Raw genomic sequence first — 21,079 nt, forward strand, 5'->3', positions numbered from 1 at the left:
ATCGGATCCCGGCTATCAGAGCTTGTTGATGAACACGGTGACGACAGGCTTCTTGCCCCACACGCCGTTGGCGGTGCCACGAATGGCCCGGCGTACGGCTTCCGTGACCATGGCGATATCCTTGCGCTTGCCGCGCGGGATGCTTTCGACGGCACCCAGGACCGCATCATAGAGCGTATCGTTCATGTCCTCGCCCTCGTCGTCGAACTCGGGCAAGCCGATTGGAACAACGATCGGATCGGCCGCGAAATCGTAGCGTGCGTCCAGAACCACATTGACCGCGACATGGCCGGCAAAAGACAGCTTGCGGCGCTCGCCGATCCCCATCTCCTCGAAGTCACCAATCAGGCTGCCGTCCTTGTAGATGCGGCCATGCGGCGCCGTGCCGATCACGGTCGCCGGGCCTGGAGCAAGGCGGAGAATGTCACCATTGCGGACACGCGGAACGGTCTTGATGCCCGATTGCAGGCCAAGTTCGGCCTGCGCCGTCAGATGCGCGGCTTCACCATGCACCGGCACCAGCATCTGCGGGCGCGTCCACTGGTACATCTGCTGCAGCTCGTTGCGGCGGGGATGGCCGGAGACATGGACCAGCGCTTCCGTATCGGTGATGATGTGGATGCCCTGCTCGACAAGGCCGTTCTTGATGTCGTTGATCGCCTTCTCGTTGCCGGGAATAGCGCGCGAGGAAAACACCACGGTATCGCCAGCCGTCAGCGCCACATTGCGCATCTCGTCGCGCGAGATCTTGGCAAGTGCAGCGCGGGATTCGCCCTGGCTACCGGTCAGGATCACCACCACCTTGTCGCGCGGGATATAGCCGAATTCGTCTTCGGCGATGAACGGGTTCAGACCTTCCATCAAGCCGACATCCCGAGCGACGTCGCAGACGCGCTTCATCGAGCTGCCGAGAAGCAGCACTTCGCGGCCGGCAGCGGCCGACGCCTTAGCAATCGAGCGGATGCGGCCAACGTTCGACGAGAAGGTGGTGATCGCCACGCGTCCCTTGGCGTTCTCGATGATCTTGGTCAGGCTGGTCGACACTTCCTCTTCGGAGGGAGAGACGCCATCGCGCATGGCATTGGTGCTGTCGCACATCAGCGCCAGAACGCCCTCGTCGCCGACAGCGCGGAACCGCGCTTCGTCGGTGAATGGTCCGAGCGACGGTGCGTGGTCGATCTTCCAGTCGCCGGTATGGACGACATTGCCGAGCGGCGTGCGGATGACCAGCGACATCGGTTCGGGGATCGAATGATTGACGCCGATCGCTTCGATCTCGAACGGCCCGACATTGATGCGGTCGCCTTCCTTGAAGATGGTGATCGGCACCTGGGCGCGGCTGCGCTCGTAGGAACGTTTGGCTTCCAGCATGCCGGCCGTAAACGGCGAGGCATAGACCGGCACGTTGAGGCCCGGCCACAGATCGGCCAGCGCGCCGTAATGGTCTTCATGGGCATGAGTGATGATGATGCCCTTGAGGTTCTTGCGCTCTTCGGCAAGGAACCGGATATCAGGCAGTACCAGATCGACGCCGGGCAAATCGAGGCCCGGGAAGGTCACGCCGCAATCGACCATGATCCACTGGCGGTGGGCGGGCGAACCATAGCCGTAAAGGGCCAGGTTCATGCCGATTTCCCCCACTCCGCCTAGCGGCAGGAAGACGAGTTCGTCTTGTTTGCTCATTGATTGATTGCGCCTTTTGTCACCCGAAATGGGTTCTATCAAAAAAATACATCGCCTGCGGCGATGCGTTGAACCGTGCCTGCCCCAAGATCGAGCATCAGCCGGCCGTCTTCATCTATGCCTTCAAACCTGCCGGAAAGCGAGCGATCCGGCAGGTTGACTGTGATCTTCTGGCCTATACCGCCTGCTGCGGAGCGCCATTGTGCAATAATCTCTGCGATGCCGTCGCCGCGGTTCCAAATGTTCAACGCGTCGCTCATGCTGCGGAACAGATGGGCAAAAAGCTCGTCCGGCGAAACGGCGGCACCTTCTGCCTGCAGGCTGGTGACGGGATAAAGCCCATGATCCGGTGCCAGCGCGACATTGATGCCGCAGCCGATCACCAGCGCATGATGCCCGTCCGGCAGTCCCTCGCCTTCCAGCAGGATACCGCAGCACTTCTTGCCCGCAATCAGAATATCATTCGGCCATTTGATCGAGACCGGATTGGAACCTGCCGGCATCACCGCCTGGATCGCCCGATGCACCGCAACGGCGACCGCGAGCGGCAGCGATTGCAGTTTCTCCATCGGCGCCGGATCGATCAGAAGCAGCGAGGCGTAGAGATTGCCCGGCTCCGATGCCCAGCTGCGGCCACGCCGGCCACGGCCGAAAATCTGCCGCGTCGCGGTGATCCAGTGAAGTCCCGGATCACCCGCACGTGCCCGGATCAGGCATTCCGTGTTCGTCGATCCGACATCGCCAAGCGCTGTATGCCGGAAATTATCGAGCGAAACCCTGCCGATCCGGTCCTGTCCTGTCAAAAGAATGTCCGCGCTGCAACTTCGGCCGCCGTACCGATCGGTCCACCGATCAGCACATAGGCGAGAACAAACAGGCCGGAGAGCCCATAGACCAGGCGCAGCACGCCCGACGGACGCGCGAATTCGCCCTTCGGATCATCGAACCACATCAGCTTGATGACGCGCAGATAGTAGTAGGCTCCGACGACGGAGGCGAGAACACCGATAATCGCCAGAGCGTAGAGATGCGCTTCGATCGCCGCCATGAACACAAAGTACTTGGCAAAGAAGCCGGCAAGCGGCGGAATACCGGCCAGCGAGAACATCATCACTGTCAGGACCGACGCCATCAACGGATTGGTCTGCGACAGGCCGGCGAGATCGTCGACGCTTTCGACGTGATTGCCGTCCTTGCGCTTCATCGCCATGATGCAGGCAAAGGTGCCGAGCGTCATGACCATATAGACCAGCATGTAGATCAACACGCCGCGCACACCGGCCATCGAGCCGCTGGACAGGCCGACGAGCGCATAGCCCATATGACCGATCGACGAATAGGCCATCAGTCGCTTGATGTTCTTCTGGCCGATCGCTGCAAACGAGCCAAGCAGCATCGAGGCAATCGAGATGAAGACGATAATCTGCTGCCAGTCGGTGACGATCGGCTCGAACGGCATGATCACCAGCCGAATCAGCATCGCCATGGCCGCAACCTTCGGGGCGGCTGCGAAGAACGCGGTCACGGGTGTCGGCGCACCTTCGTAGACGTCCGGCGTCCACATATGGAACGGAACGGCGGAGATCTTGAAGGCAACACCGGCAAGAATGAAGACGAGACCAAAGACCAGGCCGAGCGAACGGCCCTCTGCCGACAGGGCAGCGGCGATGCCTTCAAAACCGGTATGGCCGGTAAAGCCATAGACCAGCGACATGCCATAAAGCAGCATGCCGGACGACAGCGCGCCGAGCACGAAATATTTGAGACCGGCTTCCGTCGAACGCAGATTGTCGCGGTTCATCGCGGCAACGACGTAGAGTGCCAGCGACTGCAGTTCGAGCGCCAGATAGACCGAGATCAGGTCGTTGGCCGAAATCATCAGCAACATGCCGAGGGTGGCCAGCACGATCAGAACGGGGAATTCGAACCGGTCGATACCGCTCGAACGCGCTTCACCCGCCGACATGATCAGCGCCACCATGGAGCCGAACAGCGTCAGCACCTTCATGAACTTGCCGAACGGATCGGAGAGGAAGGCGCCGTTATAGGCCTGACCGTCGCCGGTCTGCCAGATCAGCCAGACGCCGGAAACAGCGAGCAGGCCAACGGCAAGCCACGTTACCAGACCGGACGATTTCTCGCCGGAGAAGACGCCGATCATCAATAACACCATGGCGCCAACCGCAAGGATCAGCTCGGGCGTCGACAGGTGCAGGCTAGCGAGGAATGTTTCAGCAGTCATTTCAATCCCGTCCTGTCGTCATTTCGCCGAAAGCGCAACGTCATGCGCTGCCTGCACGGCCGCAGTGTAGTTGTTGATAAGCACGTCCACCGAGGCTGCCGTCGCATCGAAGACCGGAGCCGGATAGACGCCGAAGAAGATGGTGAGCACGATCAGCGGATAGAGCAGCGCCTTTTCGCGGCCTGAAAGATCCAGCAGCGATTTCAGCTTGTCCTTGTCGAGTGTGCCGAAGATCACCCGGCGGTAGAGCCACAGAGCATAGCAAGCCGACAGGATAACACCGGTCGTCGCAAAGAACGCAACCCAGGTGTTGGCCCGGAAGGCGCCGACCAGCACGGTGATTTCACCGACAAAGCCGGATGTGCCCGGCAGGCCGACATTGGCCATGGTGAAGACCATGAACGCGACCGCATATTTCGGCATGTTGTTGACGAGCCCGCCATAGGCGCTGATCTCGCGGGTGTGGGTGCGGTCGTAGACCACGCCGACACAGAGGAAGAGCGCGCCGGACACGAGGCCGTGCGAGAGCATCTGGAAGATCGCACCCTGCACGCCCTGCGTATTGGCGGCAAAGATACCCATGGTCACGTAGCCCATGTGGGCAACCGACGAATAGGCGATCAGCTTCTTGATGTCGGACTGCATCATTGCCACCAGCGAGGTGTAGATGATCGCGACGACCGACAGCGTGAAGACGAAGGGCGCGAAATATTCGGATGCCAAGGGGAACATCGGCAGCGAGAAGCGCAGGAAGCCGTAGCCGCCGAGCTTCAACAGAACGCCTGCCAGGATGACCGAACCCGCCGTCGGCGCCTGAACGTGCGCATCAGGAAGCCAGGTATGGACCGGCCACATCGGCATCTTCACCGCGAACGAGGCAAAGAATGCCAGCCATAGCCATGTCTGCATCTGGGCCGGGAACTGATAGGCAAGCAGTTCGGCGATATCGGTCGTGCCGGCCTGCCAGTACATCGCCATGATGGCGAGCAACATCAGCACCGAGCCGAGCAGCGTGTAAAGGAAGAACTTGTAGGCAGCGTAGACACGTTCCTTGCCGCCCCAGACGCCGATGATGATGAACATCGGGATCAGGCCTGCTTCGAAGAACACGTAGAACAGCACGATATCGAGCGACACGAAGACGCCGATCATGAACACTTCCAACAGAAGGAAGGCGATCATGTACTGCTTCAGGCGCTTTTCGACCGAGAGCCAGCTGGCGACGACGCAGAACGGCATCAGGAAAGCCGACAGCACCACGAACAGCATGGAAATGCCGTCGATGCCAAGATGGTAGGAGATGCCAGTGCCGAGCCAGGCATGCTTCTCGACCATCTGGAAGCCGGGGTTCGAATTGTCGAAGCTCCACCAAATCCAGCAGGAAAGCAGGAAGGTAACAATCGTCGTCAAAAGCGAGATGTTCAGGATATTGCGGCGGCCGGAAGCGCTGTCTTCACGCGTCACAAGCAGAAGAGCAACGCCGACCAGCGGCAGGAAGGTGACCGCGGAGAGAATGGGCCAATCGGTCATCAGAAGGAGCTCCCGAGCATCATCCAGGTAACGAGCGCCGCAATGCCGATGAGCATCACGAAAGCGTAGTGATAGAGGTAACCGGTCTGCAGGCGAACGACGCGGTCAGTCACGTCCATGACGCGCGCGGCAATGCCGTTCGGGCCATAGCCGTCGATGATCCGGCCATCGCCTTCCTTCCACAGGAAGGTGCCGATGCGCTTGGCAGGACGAACGAACAGGAAATCGTAGAGTTCGTCGAAATACCACTTGTTGAGCAGGAACTGGTAGAGACCGCGATGCTGCTCGGCCAAGTACTTTGGTGTCTCCGGCGAGCGGATATACATGTACCAGGCGGTGACGAAGCCGAGGATCATGGCGATGAACGGGCTGAGAGCAACCAACGCCGGAACGTGATGGAATTCATCGACAAGCTCGTTGCCCGGCAGCGTGAACAATGAGCCCTGCCAGAATTCGGCATATTCGTGGCCGTAGAAATATCCCTCACCGAGGAAACCGGCAACCACGGCGCCCAAAGCCAGGATGTAAAGCGGGATCAACATGACCTGCGGCGATTCGTGCACGTGGTGCATGACCTCGTGCGAGGCGCGAGGCTTGCCGAAGAAGGTCAGGAACATCAGGCGCCACGAGTAGAAGCTCGTGAACAAGGCTGCAATGACCAGAAGCGTGAAGGCGAAGCGGCCAACCGAGGAATGCGACGCATAGGCCGCCTCGATGATCACGTCCTTCGAGAAGAAGCCAGCGAAGCCAAACGACGTGAACGGGATGCCGACGCCGGTGATCGCCAAGGTGCCGATCAGCATCATGGCGAAGGTCACCTTAATGTGCGGACGAAGGCCCCCCATGTTGCGCATGTCCTGTTCGCCATCAACGGCATGGATAACCGAGCCGGCGCATAGGAACAGAAGTGCCTTGAAGAAGGCGTGCGTGAACAGGTGGAAGATCGCCGCACCATAAGCGCCCGTTCCGAGCGCCACGAACATGTAGCCGAGCTGCGAGCAGGTCGAATAGGCGATGACGCGCTTGATGTCGTTCTGAACGAGACCGACAGTCGCCGCAAAGAACGCGGTGATCGCGCCGATGACGGTGACGACCATCAAAGCCGTGTGGGATAGTTCGAACAGCGGCGACATGCGGGCGACGAGGAAGACACCGGCTGTAACCATGGTCGCGGCATGGATGAGTGCCGACACAGGTGTCGGACCTTCCATGGCGTCCGGCAGCCAGGTGTGCAGCAGGAACTGCGCCGACTTGCCCATCGCGCCCATGAACAGCAGCAGGCAGACGCCGGTGATCGCATCGGCCTTGTCGAGATGCATGCCGAACAGTCTGATGACGACTTCACCACCATCGGCAGCGCCTTCAGCCGGCAGATAGCTGGCAGCGGCGGCAAAGATCGTTTCGAAGCTGATCGAGCCGAACAGGTAGAAGACGCCGAAGATGCCGAGCGCGAAACCAAAGTCACCGACGCGATTGACGATGAAGGCCTTCATCGCCGCAGCATTTGCCGACGGCTTCTTGTACCAGAAGCCGATCAGCAGATAGGACGCGAGACCCACGCCTTCCCAGCCGAAGAACATCTGCAGCAAGTTGTCAGACGTTATCAGCATCAGCATGGCGAAGGTAAACAGCGACAGATAGGCAAAGAAGCGCGGCCGATGCGGGTCGTGGTGCATGTAGCCGATCGAATAGAGGTGAACCAGGCAGGATACCGTGTTGACGACGACGAACATAACGGCCGTCAGCGTATCTACCCGGAAAGCCCATTCAGCATCGAAGCTGCCGGATTGGATCCAGCGCATCACGGTGACCCTGATCATCTCCGTCTCGCCGAGCGCGACCTGGAAGAACACCACCCAGGACAGGACAGCGACAATAATCATGAAGCCGGTTGTAACGTATTCCGAAGCCTTGGCGCCGATCGAGGTGCCGAACAGACCCGCGATCAGAAAGCCGATCAGCGGCAGGAAGACGATGGCTTGAATAATCGTATTCATTGGCCGCTCAGCCCTTCATCATGTTGACGTCTTCCACGGCGATGGAGCCGCGGTTGCGGTAGAAGACGACGAGAATTGCAAGACCGATGGCGGCTTCCGCGGCCGCGACGGTCAGAATGAACAGGGCGAACACCTGGCCGGTGATGTCGTTCAGGAAGTGCGAGAACGCGACCATGTTGATGTTGACCGCCAGCAGGATGAGTTCCACCGACATCAGGATGATGATGACGTTCTTCCTGTTGAGGAAGATGCCGAAGACGCCCAGTATGAACAGGATGGCGCTGACGGTCAGATAGTGGGAAATACCGATTTCCATGATGTGCTCCTTGACCTCGCGTCCGTCTTAAAGGCCCTGCCCCGACTTCACCTTGACCACTTCAACAGCGGTCTTGGGCGAACGGGCAACCTGTGTGGGAATATCCTGGCGCTTGATGTTGTCGCGATGGCGCAGCGTCAGAACGATGGCGCCGATCATGGCGACCAAAAGAACCAGGCCGGCAATCTGGAAGAAGTAGATGTAGTGCGTATAGAGCACGTCGCCGAGTGCGGCCGTGTTGGTTCGATCGGTAATTGCCGGGATCGGCATCGAGATTGACTTGGCAATTTCGGGCGAGAACGAGCTGCCGCCAACCACGATGATCAGCTCGGCTGCCAGCACCAGGCCGATCAGCGCACCGACCGGCGCATAGTCAAGCACGCCCGACCTCAGCTGCGTGAAGTCGATGTCGAGCATCATCACCACGAATAGGAAGAGAACCGCGACCGCGCCGATATAAACGACCAGCAGGATCATCGCCAGGAATTCAGCCCCCGTCAGAAGGAACAGGCCGGCGGCGTTGAAGAACGTCAGGATCAGGAACAGCACGGAATAAACGGGGTTCCGCGCAGAAATCACCATGAACGCCGACGCAACCGCGACGAATGAAAAAAGATAGAAAAAAAGAGCCTGCAGACCCATGATCGGTGCCTTTTTCGTCTTCCCCGGGTAGGCATGACCGACAGGCCATCCTTCCCACTGGCGCACCGGTCATCCCGGCCACGCCCAAGATCAGTGTAACGCCTGCCTTAAACGGCAGGCGCATTCCCCATGCAAAGTCTCAGCGGTACGGCGAGTCCATTGCGATGTTGCGGGCAATTTCGCGCTCCCAACGGTCGCCGTTGGAAAGCAGCCGGTCCTTGTCGTAGTAGAGCTCTTCGCGCGTCTCGGTGGCGAACTCGAAGTTCGGGCCTTCGACGATCGCATCTACCGGACAGGCTTCCTGGCAGAAACCGCAATAGATGCACTTCACCATGTCGATGTCGTAACGGACCGTGCGGCGCGTGCCATCGTTGCGGCGCGGGCCAGCTTCGATGGTGATCGCCTGGGCAGGACAGATCGCTTCGCACAGCTTGCAGGCGATGCAACGCTCTTCGCCATTCGGATAACGGCGCAGTGCATGTTCGCCACGGAAGCGCGGGCTGATCGGCCCCTTTTCAAAGGGATAGTTCAGCGTCGCCTTCGGCGCGAAGAAATAGCGCATCGACAGGAAAAACGCGTTGACGAATTCCTTGAGAAACAGCGAACTGACGGCTTGCGACAGACCTGCCATCATCAACCTCCAAACATGCCGGCCTGGGAGGCGCCGGCTGATTTTGCGAAACAGGGAGTAAGCATCAGGCCCACACCACCAGTTTCAACGTGACTGCAACAATGAAGACCATGGCAAGCGACAGCGGAAGGAAAACCTTCCAGCCGAGACGCATCAACTGATCGTAGCGATAGCGCGGCACGAAGGCCTTCACCATGGCGAACATGAAGAACACCATCGAAGACTTCAGGATGAACCAGATGATGCCCGGAACCCAATTGAGGAACCATACATCGACCGGAGGCAGCCAGCCGCCGAGGAACAGGATCGTCGTCAGCGCGCACATCAGGCAGATGGCGGCATATTCGCCGAGCATGAACATCATGTACGGGGTAGAGCCGTATTCGACCATGAAGCCGGCGACCAGTTCCGATTCCGCTTCGACCAGGTCGAAGGGCGGACGGTTGGTTTCAGCCAGTGCCGAGATGAAGAAGATGATGAACATCGGGAACAGCGGCAGCCAGTACCAGTCGAGGAACGAACCCGGCAGGCCCATCATTGTGCCCAGGCCATCACGCTGCGAATCGACGATATCCGTCAGATTGAGCGAACCGGCGCAGAGCAGCACGGTGACGATGACGAAGCCGATCGAGACTTCGTAGGACACCATCTGGGCGGCCGAACGTAGCGCCGAGAGGAACGGGTATTTGGAGTTCGATGCCCAGCCGCCGATGATGACGCCGTAAACCTCAAGCGAGGAAATGGCGAAAACATAAAGGATGCCGACATTGATATTCGCCATCACCCAGTTGGCATTGAGCGGGATAACCGCCCAGGCTGCGAGCGCCAAAGTCACGGAAACCAGCGGTGCCAGCAGGAAAAGGATCTTGTTCGAACCGGCTGGAATGACCGGCTCCTTGAAGACGAACTTCAAAAGATCGGCGAAGGACTGGAAAAGTCCCCACGGGCCTACCACATTCGGTCCACGGCGCATCTGCACAGCTGCCCAGATCTTGCGGTCAGCCAGCAGAACGTAGGCGATGAAGACCAAAAGCGCGACCAGAAGCAACAGCGACTGGCCGATCATGATGGCCGTTGGCCAGACATAGGTCGAAATGAAAGCGTCCATTTTCGTCTTATTCCTTCGCGCTCATTCCGCCGCAGCTTTGAAATTGTTGCGTGCCAAAGCCGAACATTCGGCCATGACGGCGGATGCGCGTGCTATCGGGTTCGTCAAATAGAAGTCTTTGACCGGAGACGCAAACACCGATTTGCCCATCTCACCGGCTTTTTGTGCAAGTGCGGCAATTTCACCCGTTACGCCCGTTGCGATCATGTCGATTGCAGCAAAATGCGGGTGCGCCGCGTAGAGTTTCCCGCGCAATTCGCCAAGCGAATCAAATGGCAACTTCTTGCCGAGCACGTCGGACAGCGCGCGGATGATCGCCCAGTCCTCACGGGCGTCGCCCGGTGCAAAGCCGGCACGGTTGCCCATCTGGACACGGCCTTCTGTATTGACCCAGAGGCCCGACTTCTCGGTATAGGTCGCACCCGGCAGGATGACGTCGGCGCCATGCGCACCTTCATCGCCATGCGAACCGATATAGACGGTGAAGCCGGCGGTCTTGCCGGAGAAATCCATTTCGTCGGCGCCGAGCAGGAACAGAACGTCGGTTCCTGTCAGCATCTCGGCAGCAGTCTTACCCCCCTCTCCCGGCACGAAGCCGAGATCGAGACCACCGACGCGGGACGCGGCGGAGTGAAGAACGGCAAAACCGTTCCAGTCTGCAGTGACGGCACCAACGGCGCCTGCGAGCTTGGCGGCTGCGGCCAGAACCGAGGCACCATTCGCCCCGGAGATCGCGCCCTGACCGATGATGATCATCGGACGCTCTGCTTTCTTCAGGACGCTCAGGAACTTGCCCTTACCTGCGACGAGTTCTGCCAGCGAATCCGTGCCTGCGCCGAGATACTCATAAGAATAGCGCAGCTCCGCCTGCTCGCCGATCACGCCGATAGGGAAATTGGCCATCCGGAAGCGCTTGCGGATCCGGGCGTTCAGAACAGAGGCTTCAAAGCGCGGGTTCGATCCGATGATCAAAAGCGCGTCGGCGCTTTCGATGCCCTGGATCGTCGGGTTGAACAGATAGCTTGCACGGCCGAACGACGGATCGAGCGCTGCGCCATCCTGGCGGCAGTCGATGTTCTTCGAGCCGAGCGAAGAGATCAGTTCCTTCAGCGCGTACATTTCCTCAACGGACGCCAGATCGCCGGCAATCGCGCCGATCTTGTCGCCGCTGGTCTTTGAAACTGCTGATTTGATGGCGGCAAAGGCTTCATTCCAGCTGGCAGGCTGCAGGCGGCCGTCCTTCTTCACGTAAGGGCGGTCGAGACGCTGCGTCTTCAGGCCATCCCAGATGAAGCGGGTCTTGTCGGAAATCCACTCTTCGTTGATCTCTTCATTGACGCGCGGCATGACGCGCATCACCTCGCGGCCACGCGTATCGACGCGGATCGCCGAGCCGACGGCGTCCATGACGTCGATCGATTCGGTCTTGCCGAGTTCCCACGGACGGGCGTTGAAAGCATATGGCTTGGAGGTCAGGGCACCAACCGGGCAGAGATCGACGACATTACCCTGAAGTTCCGACGTCATCGCCTGTTCGAGATAGGTGGTGATCTCGGCATCTTCACCACGGCCGATCAGGCCGAGTTCGGCAATGCCGGCCACTTCGGTGGTGAAGCGGACGCAACGCGTGCAGTGAATGCAGCGGTTCATCACGGTCTTGACCAGCGGACCAATATACTTGTCTTCGACGGCGCGCTTGTTCTCGTTGTAGCGGGTCGAATCGACGCCGAAGGCCATGGCCTGGTCCTGCAGGTCGCATTCGCCACCCTGGTCACAGATCGGGCAATCGAGCGGATGATTGATGAGCAGGAATTCCATCACGCCTTCGCGGGCCTTCTTGACCATCGGCGTGGTCGTGAAGACTTCCGGCGTTTCGCCGTTCGGGCCGGGGCGCAGGTCGCGCACGCCCATGGCGCAGGAGGCTGCCGGTTTCGGTGGCCCTCCCTTCACCTCGATCAGACACATGCGGCAGTTTCCGGCGACCGACAGCCGCTCATGGAAACAGAAGCGCGGAACTTCGGCGCCGGCTTCTTCGCACGCCTGCAGCAGCGTGAAATGATCCGGGACCTCGATCTCTTTTCCGTCGACTTTCAGCTTTGCCATCTTAGTCTCAATCCTGTCTTTCGTTCACCAGCGTCAGCAGCGAACAGATATTATTAGGCACGCCAATCTTTGAGCTAAAACCACCGGTCTCCGCCCGAAACTCAATCTCAACCCTTCATCAGGGCCTTTGCCTGCTCGACCCAGCCGTCCCGCGCGATACGACCGGCAAAACCGAGCTGATCGTCGAAGCGCTGCACGTCCTTATCGCTCCACAAAGCGACATCGGCATAACGCCGCACGCCCATTCCATTCAAAACCTGCTCCAGCTTCGGGCCGATGCCGGAAATCCGCTTCAGATCATCCGCTTGCGTTTCGACAACGCGGGCGGCCTTCTGCCGCTTCGGCTTATCCGTCGCCGCTGGAACAACCGCGACCGGTTCCGTAGCAACTGGCTTGGCCTTTACCGGCCGAGCCTTGCCTGGAGCCTTGGCAGGCGCCTTCGCCTTCACCACCGGGCCAGCATTTGCGGCATAAACCGGTGTTTCCGCGGGTTCGGCCGCCTTTGCTGCCGGCTTTTCATTTGCCGCGACACCGGTCTTCTGCGCCGTGTGCGCCAGTCCCTGCATCGTACCGAGCATGAAACCGGCGATCTGGCTGGTCATTCCGAAACCGATCGCCGTTGCCGCAGCCATTGCTGCTGCCGGGTGCTGCATCAGCGGATGCAAAGGCACCTTCGGCATGTCCTTCAGCCATTCGGCCATGCCGAACGGATCGTTGCCGGCCGGCGGCACAGTCGAAGGGCCGGCAGATCCTGCCTGCGTTCCCTTGCCCGTTTCGTTTCCCGGCCTGGCCATAGCGCTTACTCCGCCGCAGCCAGCACCGCGCCATGCGATGATGAATTGCGGGTGTATTCGTCGATGCGTGCTTCCATCTCCGGACGGAAGTTGCGGATCAGGCCCTGGATCGGCCATGCGGCCGCATCACCGAGCGCGCAGATGGTGTGGCCTTCGACCTGCTTGGTGACATCGAACAGCATGTCGATCTCGCGCTTTTGGGCGCGCCCCTGAACCATGCGTTCCATGACGCGCATCATCCAGCCGGTGCCTTCGCGGCATGGCGTGCATTGGCCGCAGCTCTCGTGCTTGTAGAAGGCTGCGAGGCGCCAGATGGCCTTGATGATGTCGGTGGAGCGATCCATGACGATGATGGCGGCGGTACCGAACGACGACTTGACGTCACGCATGCCGTCGAAATCCATCGGTGCGTCGATGATGTCCTCAGCCTTGACCACAGGACAGGACGAGCCGCCCGGAATGACGGCCAGAAGATTGTCCCAGCCGCCACGGATGCCGCCGCAATGGCGTTCGATCATCTCGCGGAACGGCGTGCCCATCGCGTCTTCGAACGTGCACGGCTTGTTGACGTGGCCGGAAACCATGAACAGCTTGGTGCCGACATTGTTCGGGCGGCCAATGGCCGAGAACCAGGAGGCGCCACGGCGCAGGATGGTCGGGGCAACGGCGATCGACTCGACGTTGTTGACCGTGGTCGGGCAGCCGTAGAGACCCATATTGGCCGGGAACGGAGGCTTCAGGCGCGGTTGGCCTTTCTTGCCTTCGAGGCTTTCGAGAAGTGCCGTTTCCTCGCCACAGATATAGGCGCCGGCGCCGTGATGGACGTAGATGTCCATATCCCAGCCGAGCTTGTTGTTGATGCCGAGAAGACCGGCGTCATAGCATTCGTCGATCGCCGCCTGCAGCGCTTCTCGCTCGCGGATATATTCGCCGCGCACATAGATATAGGCGACATGCGCGCCCATCGCGAAGCTCGCGATCACGCAGCCTTCGATCAGCGTATGCGGATCATGGCGCATGATGTCGCGGTCCTTGCAGGTGCCGGGCTCGGATTCGTCGGCATTGACGACCAGATAATGCGGACGGCCGTCGCTTTCCTTCGGCATGAAGGACCACTTCAGGCCGGTCGGGAAGCCTGCACCACCACGGCCACGAAGGCCGGAGGCCTTCATCTCGTTGATGATCCAGTCGCGGCCCTTTTCCAGGATCTGCTTGGTGCCATCCCAGTGACCACGCCCCATGGCGCCCTTGAGCGACTTGTCATGGATGCCGTAGATATTGGTAAAAATTCGATCTTTATCGTCGAGCATGGTTCACCTAACTTATCGCGGCTTCTTGCCGAAAACTTTGATGTATTCGGCTTCGCCGCCCTTGGCCAGCGCCTCGGCCTGCTTGACCCAGTCGTCACGTTCGATACGGCCCTTGAAGTTCAGATAGCCGTCCACCCACTCCCGCTCGACCAGCTTCCAGCCCGCGACCTGCGCGAAGGTGAAGATACCGAGTTCGTGCAGCGTGCCTTCGATCTTCGGGCCAACGCCGGAGATCAGCTTCAGGTCATCGACAGCATCCGGCTTGGCAATGCCGGCGGGACGGTTCTTGTCCTCGAGCGACGGCTTTGCGGCAGCAGCGGCAGGCTTGACGTCCGCGCCGCCTTCAGCCTTGGTCTCGCCGGAAACCTTGTCGTTTGCAGCGGATTCGGACTTTGCCGTCACCGGTGTCTTTAAGGCCGGATCAGCTTCCGGAGCGTCGGTCTTCGCACGTCCGGCATTCGACGGCGTTACGTTGACGGCAGCCTCGTCGCTGACCTTCTTGGCGCGTGGCGCTGCCGGCTTCTTTTCCGGTGTCAGCAACGTGCTCAGACCGCCAACCGGAGCCGAGAAGATACGGTCGATCTGCGGGCCTGGCTTGACGTCGGCACCCCTGCCTGCGTCGAAACGGTCGATGATGTATTCCAGCTGCGGAACCGTCAGGTCTTCATAGGTATCCTTGAAGATCATCACCATCGGCGCGTTGACGCAGGTCCCCTGACACTCGACTTCTTCCCAGGACAGCGTGCCGGCTTCGTTCGGCGTCAGCGGATTGGGATGAATACGCTTCTTGCACAGGTTGATCAGGTCTTCAGAGCCGCGCAGCATGCACGGCGTCGTGCCGCACACCTGAACATGGGCACGCGTGCCAACCGGCTTCAGCTGGAACTGGGTATAGAAGGTGGCGACCTCAAGGGCGCGGATATACGGCATGGTCAGCATGTCGGCGATGCTTTCGATCGCTGCCTTGGTGACCCAGCCATCCTGCTCCTGCGCCCGCATCAACAGCGGAATGACCGCAGATTGCTCGCGGCCCTTCGGATATTTCTTGATGGTTGCCTTGGCCCATACGGCATTGTCCTTGCTGAACGCAAAGGTCGCTGGCTGGACGTTTTCTTCGGCTAGTCGACGAACGGACATTCTTCCCGCACCTTATCAGTTAATCGAACCGCACCGCGATGTCGTCAGGGTGACGAATTCGCAGGCATAGGCTGACTGGTCTTTTTGCAAAAATACGATGTAACGCGTGCCGTTCGGCACTGCAGCCCTGATCTCGTAGCCCTGGCTCAGAAGCTTGGCCATGCCGTTGCCCGACGAACCACCGCTCATGGCAGGTTCATCAGACTTCGGTGCGGTTTCCTGCGCAAAGGCAGGAGCCGCAGCAAGCATCGACGCCAAAACTGTCAGGGCCATCCTGCACATCAACGATCAACCTCGCCGAACACGATATCGAGCGAACCGAGAATGGCGGAAACGTCCGCCAGCTGGTGGCCGCGACAGATATAATCCATGGCCTGAAGATGGGCATAACCCGGCGCGCGGATCTTGCAGCGATACGGCTTGTTGGTGCCATCGGAGATCAGATAGACGCCGAACTCGCCCTTCGGCGCTTCGACAGCCGCGTAAACCTCGCCCTCCGGCACGTGATAGCCTTCGGTATAGAGCTTGAAATGGTGGATCAGGGCTTCCATGGACCGCTTCATCTCGCCGCGCTTCGGCGGCACGATCTTGCCATCGAGCGAGGAGACCGGGCCAACCTTTGCGTCGCCCAAGAGGCGATTGACGCACTGGCGCATGATCTTGGCCGATTCACGCATTTCGATCATGCGGATCAGGTAACGGTCGAAGCAGTCGCCGTTCTTACCGATCGGAATGTCGAAATCCATATCAGCATAGCACTCGTAAGGCTGCGACTTGCGCAGGTCCCAGGCAGCGCCCGAACCGCGCACCATGACGCCGGAGAAGCCCCAGGCCCAGGCATCGTCCAGCGTCACGACGCCGATATCGACGTTGCGTTGCTTGAAGATGCGGTTGCCGGTCAAAAGTTCGTCGATATCGTCGACGGTCTTCAGGAACGGATCGATCCACTTTCCGATGTCCTCGACCAGTTCGTGCGGCAGGTCCTGGTGGACGCCGCCCGGACGGAAATAGGCCGAGTGCATGCGCGCGCCGCAGGCACGCTCATAGAACACCATCAGCTTTTCGCGTTCTTCAAAGCCCCAGAGCGGCGGCGTCAGCGCACCGACGTCCATGGCCTGCGTCGTGACGTTGAGGAGATGCGACAGGATACGGCCGATTTCCGAATAGAGAACACGGATCAGCTGGCCGCGGATCGGCACTTCCGTCGCGGTGAGTTTCTCCACGGCCATCGCATAGGCATGCTCCTGGTTCATCGGTGCGACATAGTCGAGCCGGTCGAAATAGGGCACAGCCTGCAGATAGGTCTTGGTCTCGATCAACTTTTCGGTGCCGCGATGCAACAGGCCGATATGCGGATCCACGCGCTCGACGATTTCGCCGTCGAGCTCGAGAACAAGCCGCAGAACACCATGCGCCGCAGGGTGCTGGGGTCCGAAATTGATATTGAAATTGCGAACGTTATGTTCGTTCATTGCCGCTTGCTCCAAGCCGGACAAGCCCGCGTGTTCGCGAGCCCTCGGCCTTCATCGTCACTTCGCGTTTGCTTTTTCATCGCCCGGCAGAACGTAATCCGTTCCTTCCCAAGGCGACATGAAATCGAAATTGCGGAATTCCTGCTTCAGTTCGACGGGTTCATAGACGACACGCTTGACCTCGTCATTGTAACGAACCTCGACAAACCCGGTCGTCGGAAAATCCTTGCGCAGCGGATACCCTTCGAAACCGTAGTCGGTCAGGATGCGGCGCAGGTCAGGATGGCCGGTGAAGAGGATGCCGTACATGTCGTAGGCTTCCCGCTCGAACCAGTCGGCGCCCGGGTAGACGGCGCAGGCCGACGGTACCGGCTGATCTTCGCCGGTTGCGACCTTCACACGGATGCGAAGGTTCTGCTTCGGCGACAGCATATGATAGACGACATCGAAACGGTCGGGGCGCTGCGGCAAGTCGACACCGCAAATATCCGTAAAGTTGATAAAGCCGCAGCGGGGGTCGTCGCGCAGGAAGGTCAGCAGCTCGATAATGGTGTCCGCTGTCGCCGTCAGCGTCAGTTCGCCATAGCTGATGACGGCATCCGAAATCAAAGCGCCACGCGTTTCGCGGATATAGGTAGCAAGTCCGTTCAGGGCTTCACTCATGTTCAGGTCCCCTGCCCTTACCGTTCGATCGTGCCTGTGCGGCGGATCTTCTTCTGCAGCAGGAGCACACCGTAGAGGAGCGCTTCTGCCGTGGGAGGACAGCCCGGCACATAGATATCGACTGGCACGACGCGGTCACAGCCGCGCACCACCGAATAGGAATAGTGATAGTAACCGCCGCCATTGGCGCAGGAACCCATCGAGATGACGTAGCGCGGCTCAGGCATCTGGTCATAGACCTTGCGCAGAGCCGGAGCCATCTTGTTGGTCAGCGTGCCAGCAACGATCATCACGTCGGACTGACGCGGTGAGGCGCGCGGTGCAAAGCCGAAACGCTCGGCGTCGTAACGCGGCATCGACATCTGCATCATTTCGACGGCGCAGCAGGCCAGACCGAAGGTCATCCACATCAGCGAACCGGTACGGGCCCAGTTGATCAACTCGTCCGTCGAGGTAACCAGAAAACCCTTGTCGGCGAGCTCATTGTTGATCTCGCCGAAATATTTGTCATTGCTGCCGATCAACTGGCCGGTCGAGGGATCAACGACCCCCTTCGGCTTAGGCGCAACGAGCGTCGTGCTGGATGTCAGTTCCATTCCAGCGCTCCCTTCTTCCATTCATAAATAAAGCCGATGGTCAGCACGCCGAGGAACGACATCATCGAGAAGAAGCCGAACCAGCCCATGTCCTTGAACGATACCGCCCAGGGAAACAGGAACGCCACTTCGAGGTCGAAGATGATGAAGAGAATCGACACGAGGTAGAATCGGATGTCGAATTTCATGCGGGCGTCGTCGAATGCGTTGAAGCCGCACTCATAAGCCGAAAGCTTTTCATCGTCAGGCGCCTTGTGGGCGACGGCGAACGGCGCGATCAGCAGCGCCAGCCCGATAACCAGCGATATACCGATGAAAATCGCGATCGGAATGTAGGAGCCGAGAAGGTCTGTCATTGTATCCGTCCCTGCCTGCGAGGCGCGCTGGAGAAGCGCAAAACAAAGGCTCACAGGCCGAAAAATATGTTGCAACGCCAAAGTGGTTAGCGCAGCCAGCGCCGCTGTGCAAGCCTTGAGAACGGTTTTCACCCCCTTGTGTCGCGGGAATGAAGACCGGCCAAAAGCTAGCATCTCCGGTGGGCAGGCGTAAATACCGCGGAATCCCGGCCGCCCCATGCAAGACAGACCGCCAAGCCCTTGCGCGGCAACGCCGGGGACATATGGTCGCGCTCGTTAAAATCGATTGAAATCGAGAGGGAAAAACCCCGGAAGAGGAACACGGCAGCGCACCTGGCGCACCAACAGGAGCTGCCACAAGACTGCATGGCCCCCATCCGCGTTTTGCATGGGTAGCCATGAAGCCTGCCCCACTTTTGTCCGAAAATCCAAGGCTGGCCACACAATACCAAAGGCTGTCTTCGGCGAACTTCGCAACCCTGAAGGATAAACACAACCCTCGCGCAAGCCTACTTAGGTAATGTGTTTCTAATAGAGGGCGAACTCATGGATGATATTCCCTGGCATGAGAGTGTTTTATTCGAACTGAATGACCGCCAAGACGTGATCACTGTTTCCAGCTCGCTGGAGGCCGCAGATCTGCTTCTGAACAAATGGCCGAAGAAACGCGGTCCCAGCTACAAGCTGGCAGTCATGACCTGCCTCGATTCGTTTCGCGGAAAACAACCACCCGAACTTGTCCGGCAGGATCTGATCGCAGCAGCGATCGAAGCGCATATCTATGTGAAGCCGCGCTCCATCAGCGTCTGAGACGCTGACCGTCAGCACACGGGAATGGCGGCCGGGTATCGGCCACCACAGACACAAGCCTTTCAGCCATTGCCTGCAACGGAACAGAGGAAGGCCTGTATGCCGTGAAAAAGATCGCGCATCATCGCTACCCCCTCGTCGCGGGGATGAGGCCGCCGGCATGACGGCACACGCCTGATATTCTCGAAAGCGACAAATGGCGCGCCGGGCAAGTTGGCACATACATGCCGCATACCGGGCGGATCAGCCAGTTGTGCGACGAGGGCGAACGCTGCGGCGAACCCAAGCCGCTGACGGCAGCCGACCTGCAGGACATGTTGTCTTTGACCTTCGGGCTGAACGAGACAACAGTGCGTTTCGTCTGCAATCAGATGGAGGAAGCCGGCATATGCGAACTGCGCAATGAGACCGGCACCTCAGGCTACCTGATCGAGAGAATCCTGCACGCCTGATGCATAGGGAAAACGGCAAGAACCGACCGGGACCAGAGGTCCCGTCGGCTTTCAAATCACACTTGCATTTGAAATCTTAGCGGAAAATGGCGCGAGTGACGGGGCTCGAACCCGCGACCTCCGGCGTGACAGGCCGGCACTCTAACCAACTGAGCTACACCCGCGCATTATGTTACAAACATCACCGGACATAAGCAGAAACTGCTATTCTTGAAATGGCGCGAGTGACGGGGCTCGAACCCGCGACCTCCGGCGTGACAGGCCGGCACTCTAACCAACTGAGCTACACCCGCGCATTTCATTTCAAGTCGTCCGGATGCTTTTGCATCCGCTCGAAGCGGCTAGGCCGTTTCGATGAGCGGCTAACTACGAGGTTCGTCTTTGGGTGTCAAGCAGGTTTGGAGACAAAACCGTGACAGCCGTCGAATTGTTTCCACAGGTCCGAAAAAGCGCCCCGAAAAATTCCGGACACCCAGGCAAGCACTTCCTCTTGCACCATATTCTGGCTCTTTACCCCTCCCCTTTGCTGTTCATCATGGCCCTGCCGGTTTTCCACATCCGATTTATCAGGTGACAGCCGGCGATCATGGGACTTTGCAAAAAAAATCAAAAAAATCTTCCATTCCGCTCTTGCGGTTTCCTGCCGATACGCATAGATCACGGCCACCGACGCGGCAGACACTGCTTCTGCTTCGCGAAGGGCGATTAGCTCAGTTGGTAGAGCGCCTCGTTTACACCGAGGATGTCGGCGGTTCGAGTCCGTCATCGCCCACCATTTTCCTTTCTCCCCTTTGATTTGATTTGGTTGTTTTCTCTGGTGTTTTTGCACACCGTCTTGAACAGCAATATTGAACCCTCTTGCCAGTTGGTATTGGCGTCGCCATGTGTTGCCAACGCAAATTCGAGGCATGGCTCGTCCTATAGAGTCGCTGAAAAGGAAACCGGTATGAGGAAAGCAATTTTGGCAGCTGCGCTTGCCGCAGGTCTTGGCGCCTGTAGCGCCATTCCGGAGATCGAGCCGATCCCCGGGAGCATAACCTATGGCGGCCAGCCGGCTACCAAGCCGGTCAAGGCGCCCGTTGGCAGCGTTATTCATCATCAATTGAACGATCAGTACGGCCACCGGGCCGAAGAAACCTACATTATCGAGCCGGACCGCTCGCTGCGACTGGTACGGCGGGAGCAGATCGTCGATCCGAACTGAGGCGCCAAGTCCCGCCTGCCCCATCGGCAAACG

At 59.3% G+C, this 21,079-nt stretch carries 22 protein-coding genes and 3 tRNA genes; 4 read left to right on the forward strand and 21 right to left on the reverse strand.

The window, feature by feature from the left end; translation table 11 throughout:
• Window positions 1-15: 15 nt before the first annotated feature.
• The 18 genes from ACP7E0_RS03885 to ACP7E0_RS03970 form a co-directional block, all read right to left on the reverse strand.
• A complete protein-coding gene (locus ACP7E0_RS03885; RefSeq protein ID WP_426123110.1) occupies window positions 16-1,683 on the reverse strand; it encodes a ribonuclease J in 1,668 nt (555 codons plus the stop codon).
• A 38-nt stretch (window positions 1,684-1,721) separates the two neighbouring features.
• On the reverse strand, window positions 1,722-2,486 hold the full coding sequence (locus ACP7E0_RS03890) for a biotin--[acetyl-CoA-carboxylase] ligase (protein ID WP_426123111.1): 765 nt from the start codon (window positions 2,484-2,486) through the stop codon (window positions 1,722-1,724).
• Window positions 2,483-3,925: an NADH-quinone oxidoreductase subunit NuoN gene (nuoN, locus tag ACP7E0_RS03895; RefSeq protein WP_426123112.1), complete on the reverse strand. Its 1,443-nt coding sequence runs from the start codon at window positions 3,923-3,925 to the stop codon at window positions 2,483-2,485. The genes ACP7E0_RS03890 and nuoN overlap by 4 nt, the downstream gene beginning before the upstream one ends.
• Before the next feature lie 18 nt (window positions 3,926-3,943).
• A complete protein-coding gene (locus ACP7E0_RS03900; protein WP_426123114.1) occupies window positions 3,944-5,455 on the reverse strand; it encodes an NADH-quinone oxidoreductase subunit M in 1,512 nt (503 codons plus the stop codon).
• Window positions 5,455-7,452, reverse strand: a complete 1,998-nt coding sequence (gene nuoL, locus ACP7E0_RS03905; protein ID WP_426123116.1) for an NADH-quinone oxidoreductase subunit L — start codon at window positions 7,450-7,452, stop codon at window positions 5,455-5,457. The genes ACP7E0_RS03900 and nuoL overlap by 1 nt, the downstream gene beginning before the upstream one ends.
• Window positions 7,453-7,459: 7 nt before the next feature.
• Window positions 7,460-7,768 (reverse strand): NADH-quinone oxidoreductase subunit NuoK, encoded by a 309-nt coding sequence (gene nuoK, locus ACP7E0_RS03910; RefSeq protein ID WP_318417772.1) that lies wholly within the window; start codon window positions 7,766-7,768, stop codon window positions 7,460-7,462.
• Between the two features lie 27 nt (window positions 7,769-7,795).
• Window positions 7,796-8,410: an NADH-quinone oxidoreductase subunit J gene (locus tag ACP7E0_RS03915; protein ID WP_426123117.1), complete on the reverse strand. Its 615-nt coding sequence runs from the start codon at window positions 8,408-8,410 to the stop codon at window positions 7,796-7,798.
• A 139-nt stretch (window positions 8,411-8,549) separates the two neighbouring features.
• The gene (gene nuoI, locus ACP7E0_RS03920; RefSeq protein WP_113314430.1) at window positions 8,550-9,041 is read right to left on the reverse strand and encodes an NADH-quinone oxidoreductase subunit NuoI; all 492 of its coding nucleotides are present in this window, start codon (window positions 9,039-9,041) and stop codon (window positions 8,550-8,552) included.
• A 64-nt stretch (window positions 9,042-9,105) separates the two neighbouring features.
• The gene (nuoH, locus tag ACP7E0_RS03925; protein WP_426123118.1) at window positions 9,106-10,149 is read right to left on the reverse strand and encodes an NADH-quinone oxidoreductase subunit NuoH; all 1,044 of its coding nucleotides are present in this window, start codon (window positions 10,147-10,149) and stop codon (window positions 9,106-9,108) included.
• A 21-nt stretch (window positions 10,150-10,170) separates the two neighbouring features.
• Entirely contained in the window at window positions 10,171-12,252 is a 2,082-nt protein-coding gene (nuoG, locus tag ACP7E0_RS03930) for an NADH-quinone oxidoreductase subunit NuoG (RefSeq protein ID WP_426123119.1), read from the reverse strand.
• Between the two features lie 107 nt (window positions 12,253-12,359).
• Window positions 12,360-13,046, reverse strand: a complete 687-nt coding sequence (locus ACP7E0_RS03935) for a hypothetical protein (protein ID WP_426123121.1) — start codon at window positions 13,044-13,046, stop codon at window positions 12,360-12,362.
• A 5-nt stretch (window positions 13,047-13,051) separates the two neighbouring features.
• On the reverse strand, window positions 13,052-14,356 hold the full coding sequence (nuoF, locus tag ACP7E0_RS03940) for an NADH-quinone oxidoreductase subunit NuoF (RefSeq protein WP_060641218.1): 1,305 nt from the start codon (window positions 14,354-14,356) through the stop codon (window positions 13,052-13,054).
• A 12-nt stretch (window positions 14,357-14,368) separates the two neighbouring features.
• Window positions 14,369-15,493, reverse strand: coding sequence for an NADH-quinone oxidoreductase subunit E (locus ACP7E0_RS03945; RefSeq protein WP_426123124.1), 1,125 nt, complete (start codon window positions 15,491-15,493; stop codon window positions 14,369-14,371).
• Between the two features lie 15 nt (window positions 15,494-15,508).
• The gene (locus ACP7E0_RS03950) at window positions 15,509-15,775 is read right to left on the reverse strand and encodes a hypothetical protein (RefSeq protein WP_426123125.1); all 267 of its coding nucleotides are present in this window, start codon (window positions 15,773-15,775) and stop codon (window positions 15,509-15,511) included.
• On the reverse strand, window positions 15,775-16,965 hold the full coding sequence (locus ACP7E0_RS03955; RefSeq protein ID WP_426123126.1) for an NADH-quinone oxidoreductase subunit D: 1,191 nt from the start codon (window positions 16,963-16,965) through the stop codon (window positions 15,775-15,777). The genes ACP7E0_RS03950 and ACP7E0_RS03955 overlap by 1 nt, the downstream gene beginning before the upstream one ends.
• 57 nt (window positions 16,966-17,022) lie before the next feature.
• Window positions 17,023-17,628, reverse strand: coding sequence for an NADH-quinone oxidoreductase subunit C (locus ACP7E0_RS03960; protein WP_426123128.1), 606 nt, complete (start codon window positions 17,626-17,628; stop codon window positions 17,023-17,025).
• Window positions 17,629-17,645: 17 nt separating this feature from the next.
• Window positions 17,646-18,224 (reverse strand): NuoB/complex I 20 kDa subunit family protein, encoded by a 579-nt coding sequence (locus ACP7E0_RS03965; protein WP_426123129.1) that lies wholly within the window; start codon window positions 18,222-18,224, stop codon window positions 17,646-17,648.
• Window positions 18,215-18,580 (reverse strand): NADH-quinone oxidoreductase subunit A, encoded by a 366-nt coding sequence (locus ACP7E0_RS03970; RefSeq protein WP_113245918.1) that lies wholly within the window; start codon window positions 18,578-18,580, stop codon window positions 18,215-18,217. The genes ACP7E0_RS03965 and ACP7E0_RS03970 overlap by 10 nt, the downstream gene beginning before the upstream one ends.
• 546 nt (window positions 18,581-19,126) lie before the next feature.
• Between ACP7E0_RS03970 and ACP7E0_RS03975 the strand changes: the two genes are divergently transcribed.
• Both ACP7E0_RS03975 and ACP7E0_RS03980 read left to right on the forward strand, forming a co-directional pair.
• A complete protein-coding gene (locus tag ACP7E0_RS03975; protein ID WP_426123131.1) occupies window positions 19,127-19,390 on the forward strand; it encodes a DUF982 domain-containing protein in 264 nt (87 codons plus the stop codon).
• Between the two features lie 224 nt (window positions 19,391-19,614).
• Window positions 19,615-19,842: a hypothetical protein gene (locus ACP7E0_RS03980; protein WP_426123132.1), complete on the forward strand. Its 228-nt coding sequence runs from the start codon at window positions 19,615-19,617 to the stop codon at window positions 19,840-19,842.
• Between the two features lie 87 nt (window positions 19,843-19,929).
• On the opposite strand, the gene ACP7E0_RS03985 is transcribed toward ACP7E0_RS03980, so the two are convergent.
• The 3 genes from ACP7E0_RS03985 to ACP7E0_RS03995 form a co-directional block, all read right to left on the reverse strand.
• Window positions 19,930-20,006, reverse strand: a tRNA-Asp gene (locus tag ACP7E0_RS03985).
• A 52-nt stretch (window positions 20,007-20,058) separates the two neighbouring features.
• Window positions 20,059-20,135, reverse strand: a tRNA-Asp gene (locus ACP7E0_RS03990).
• Between the two features lie 95 nt (window positions 20,136-20,230).
• Entirely contained in the window at window positions 20,231-20,524 is a 294-nt protein-coding gene (locus ACP7E0_RS03995; RefSeq protein WP_426123134.1) for a hypothetical protein, read from the reverse strand.
• A 17-nt stretch (window positions 20,525-20,541) separates the two neighbouring features.
• On the opposite strand from ACP7E0_RS03995, the gene ACP7E0_RS04000 reads away from it, so the two are divergent.
• Window positions 20,542-20,617, forward strand: a tRNA-Val gene (locus ACP7E0_RS04000).
• 171 nt (window positions 20,618-20,788) lie between these two features.
• Window positions 20,789-21,046: a hypothetical protein gene (locus ACP7E0_RS04005; protein ID WP_426123135.1), complete on the forward strand. Its 258-nt coding sequence runs from the start codon at window positions 20,789-20,791 to the stop codon at window positions 21,044-21,046.
• Window positions 21,047-21,079 lie beyond the last annotated feature (33 nt).

Source organism: Pararhizobium sp. PWRC1-1, assembly GCF_049897905.1.
Lineage (GTDB): Bacteria > Pseudomonadota > Alphaproteobacteria > Rhizobiales > Rhizobiaceae > Pararhizobium.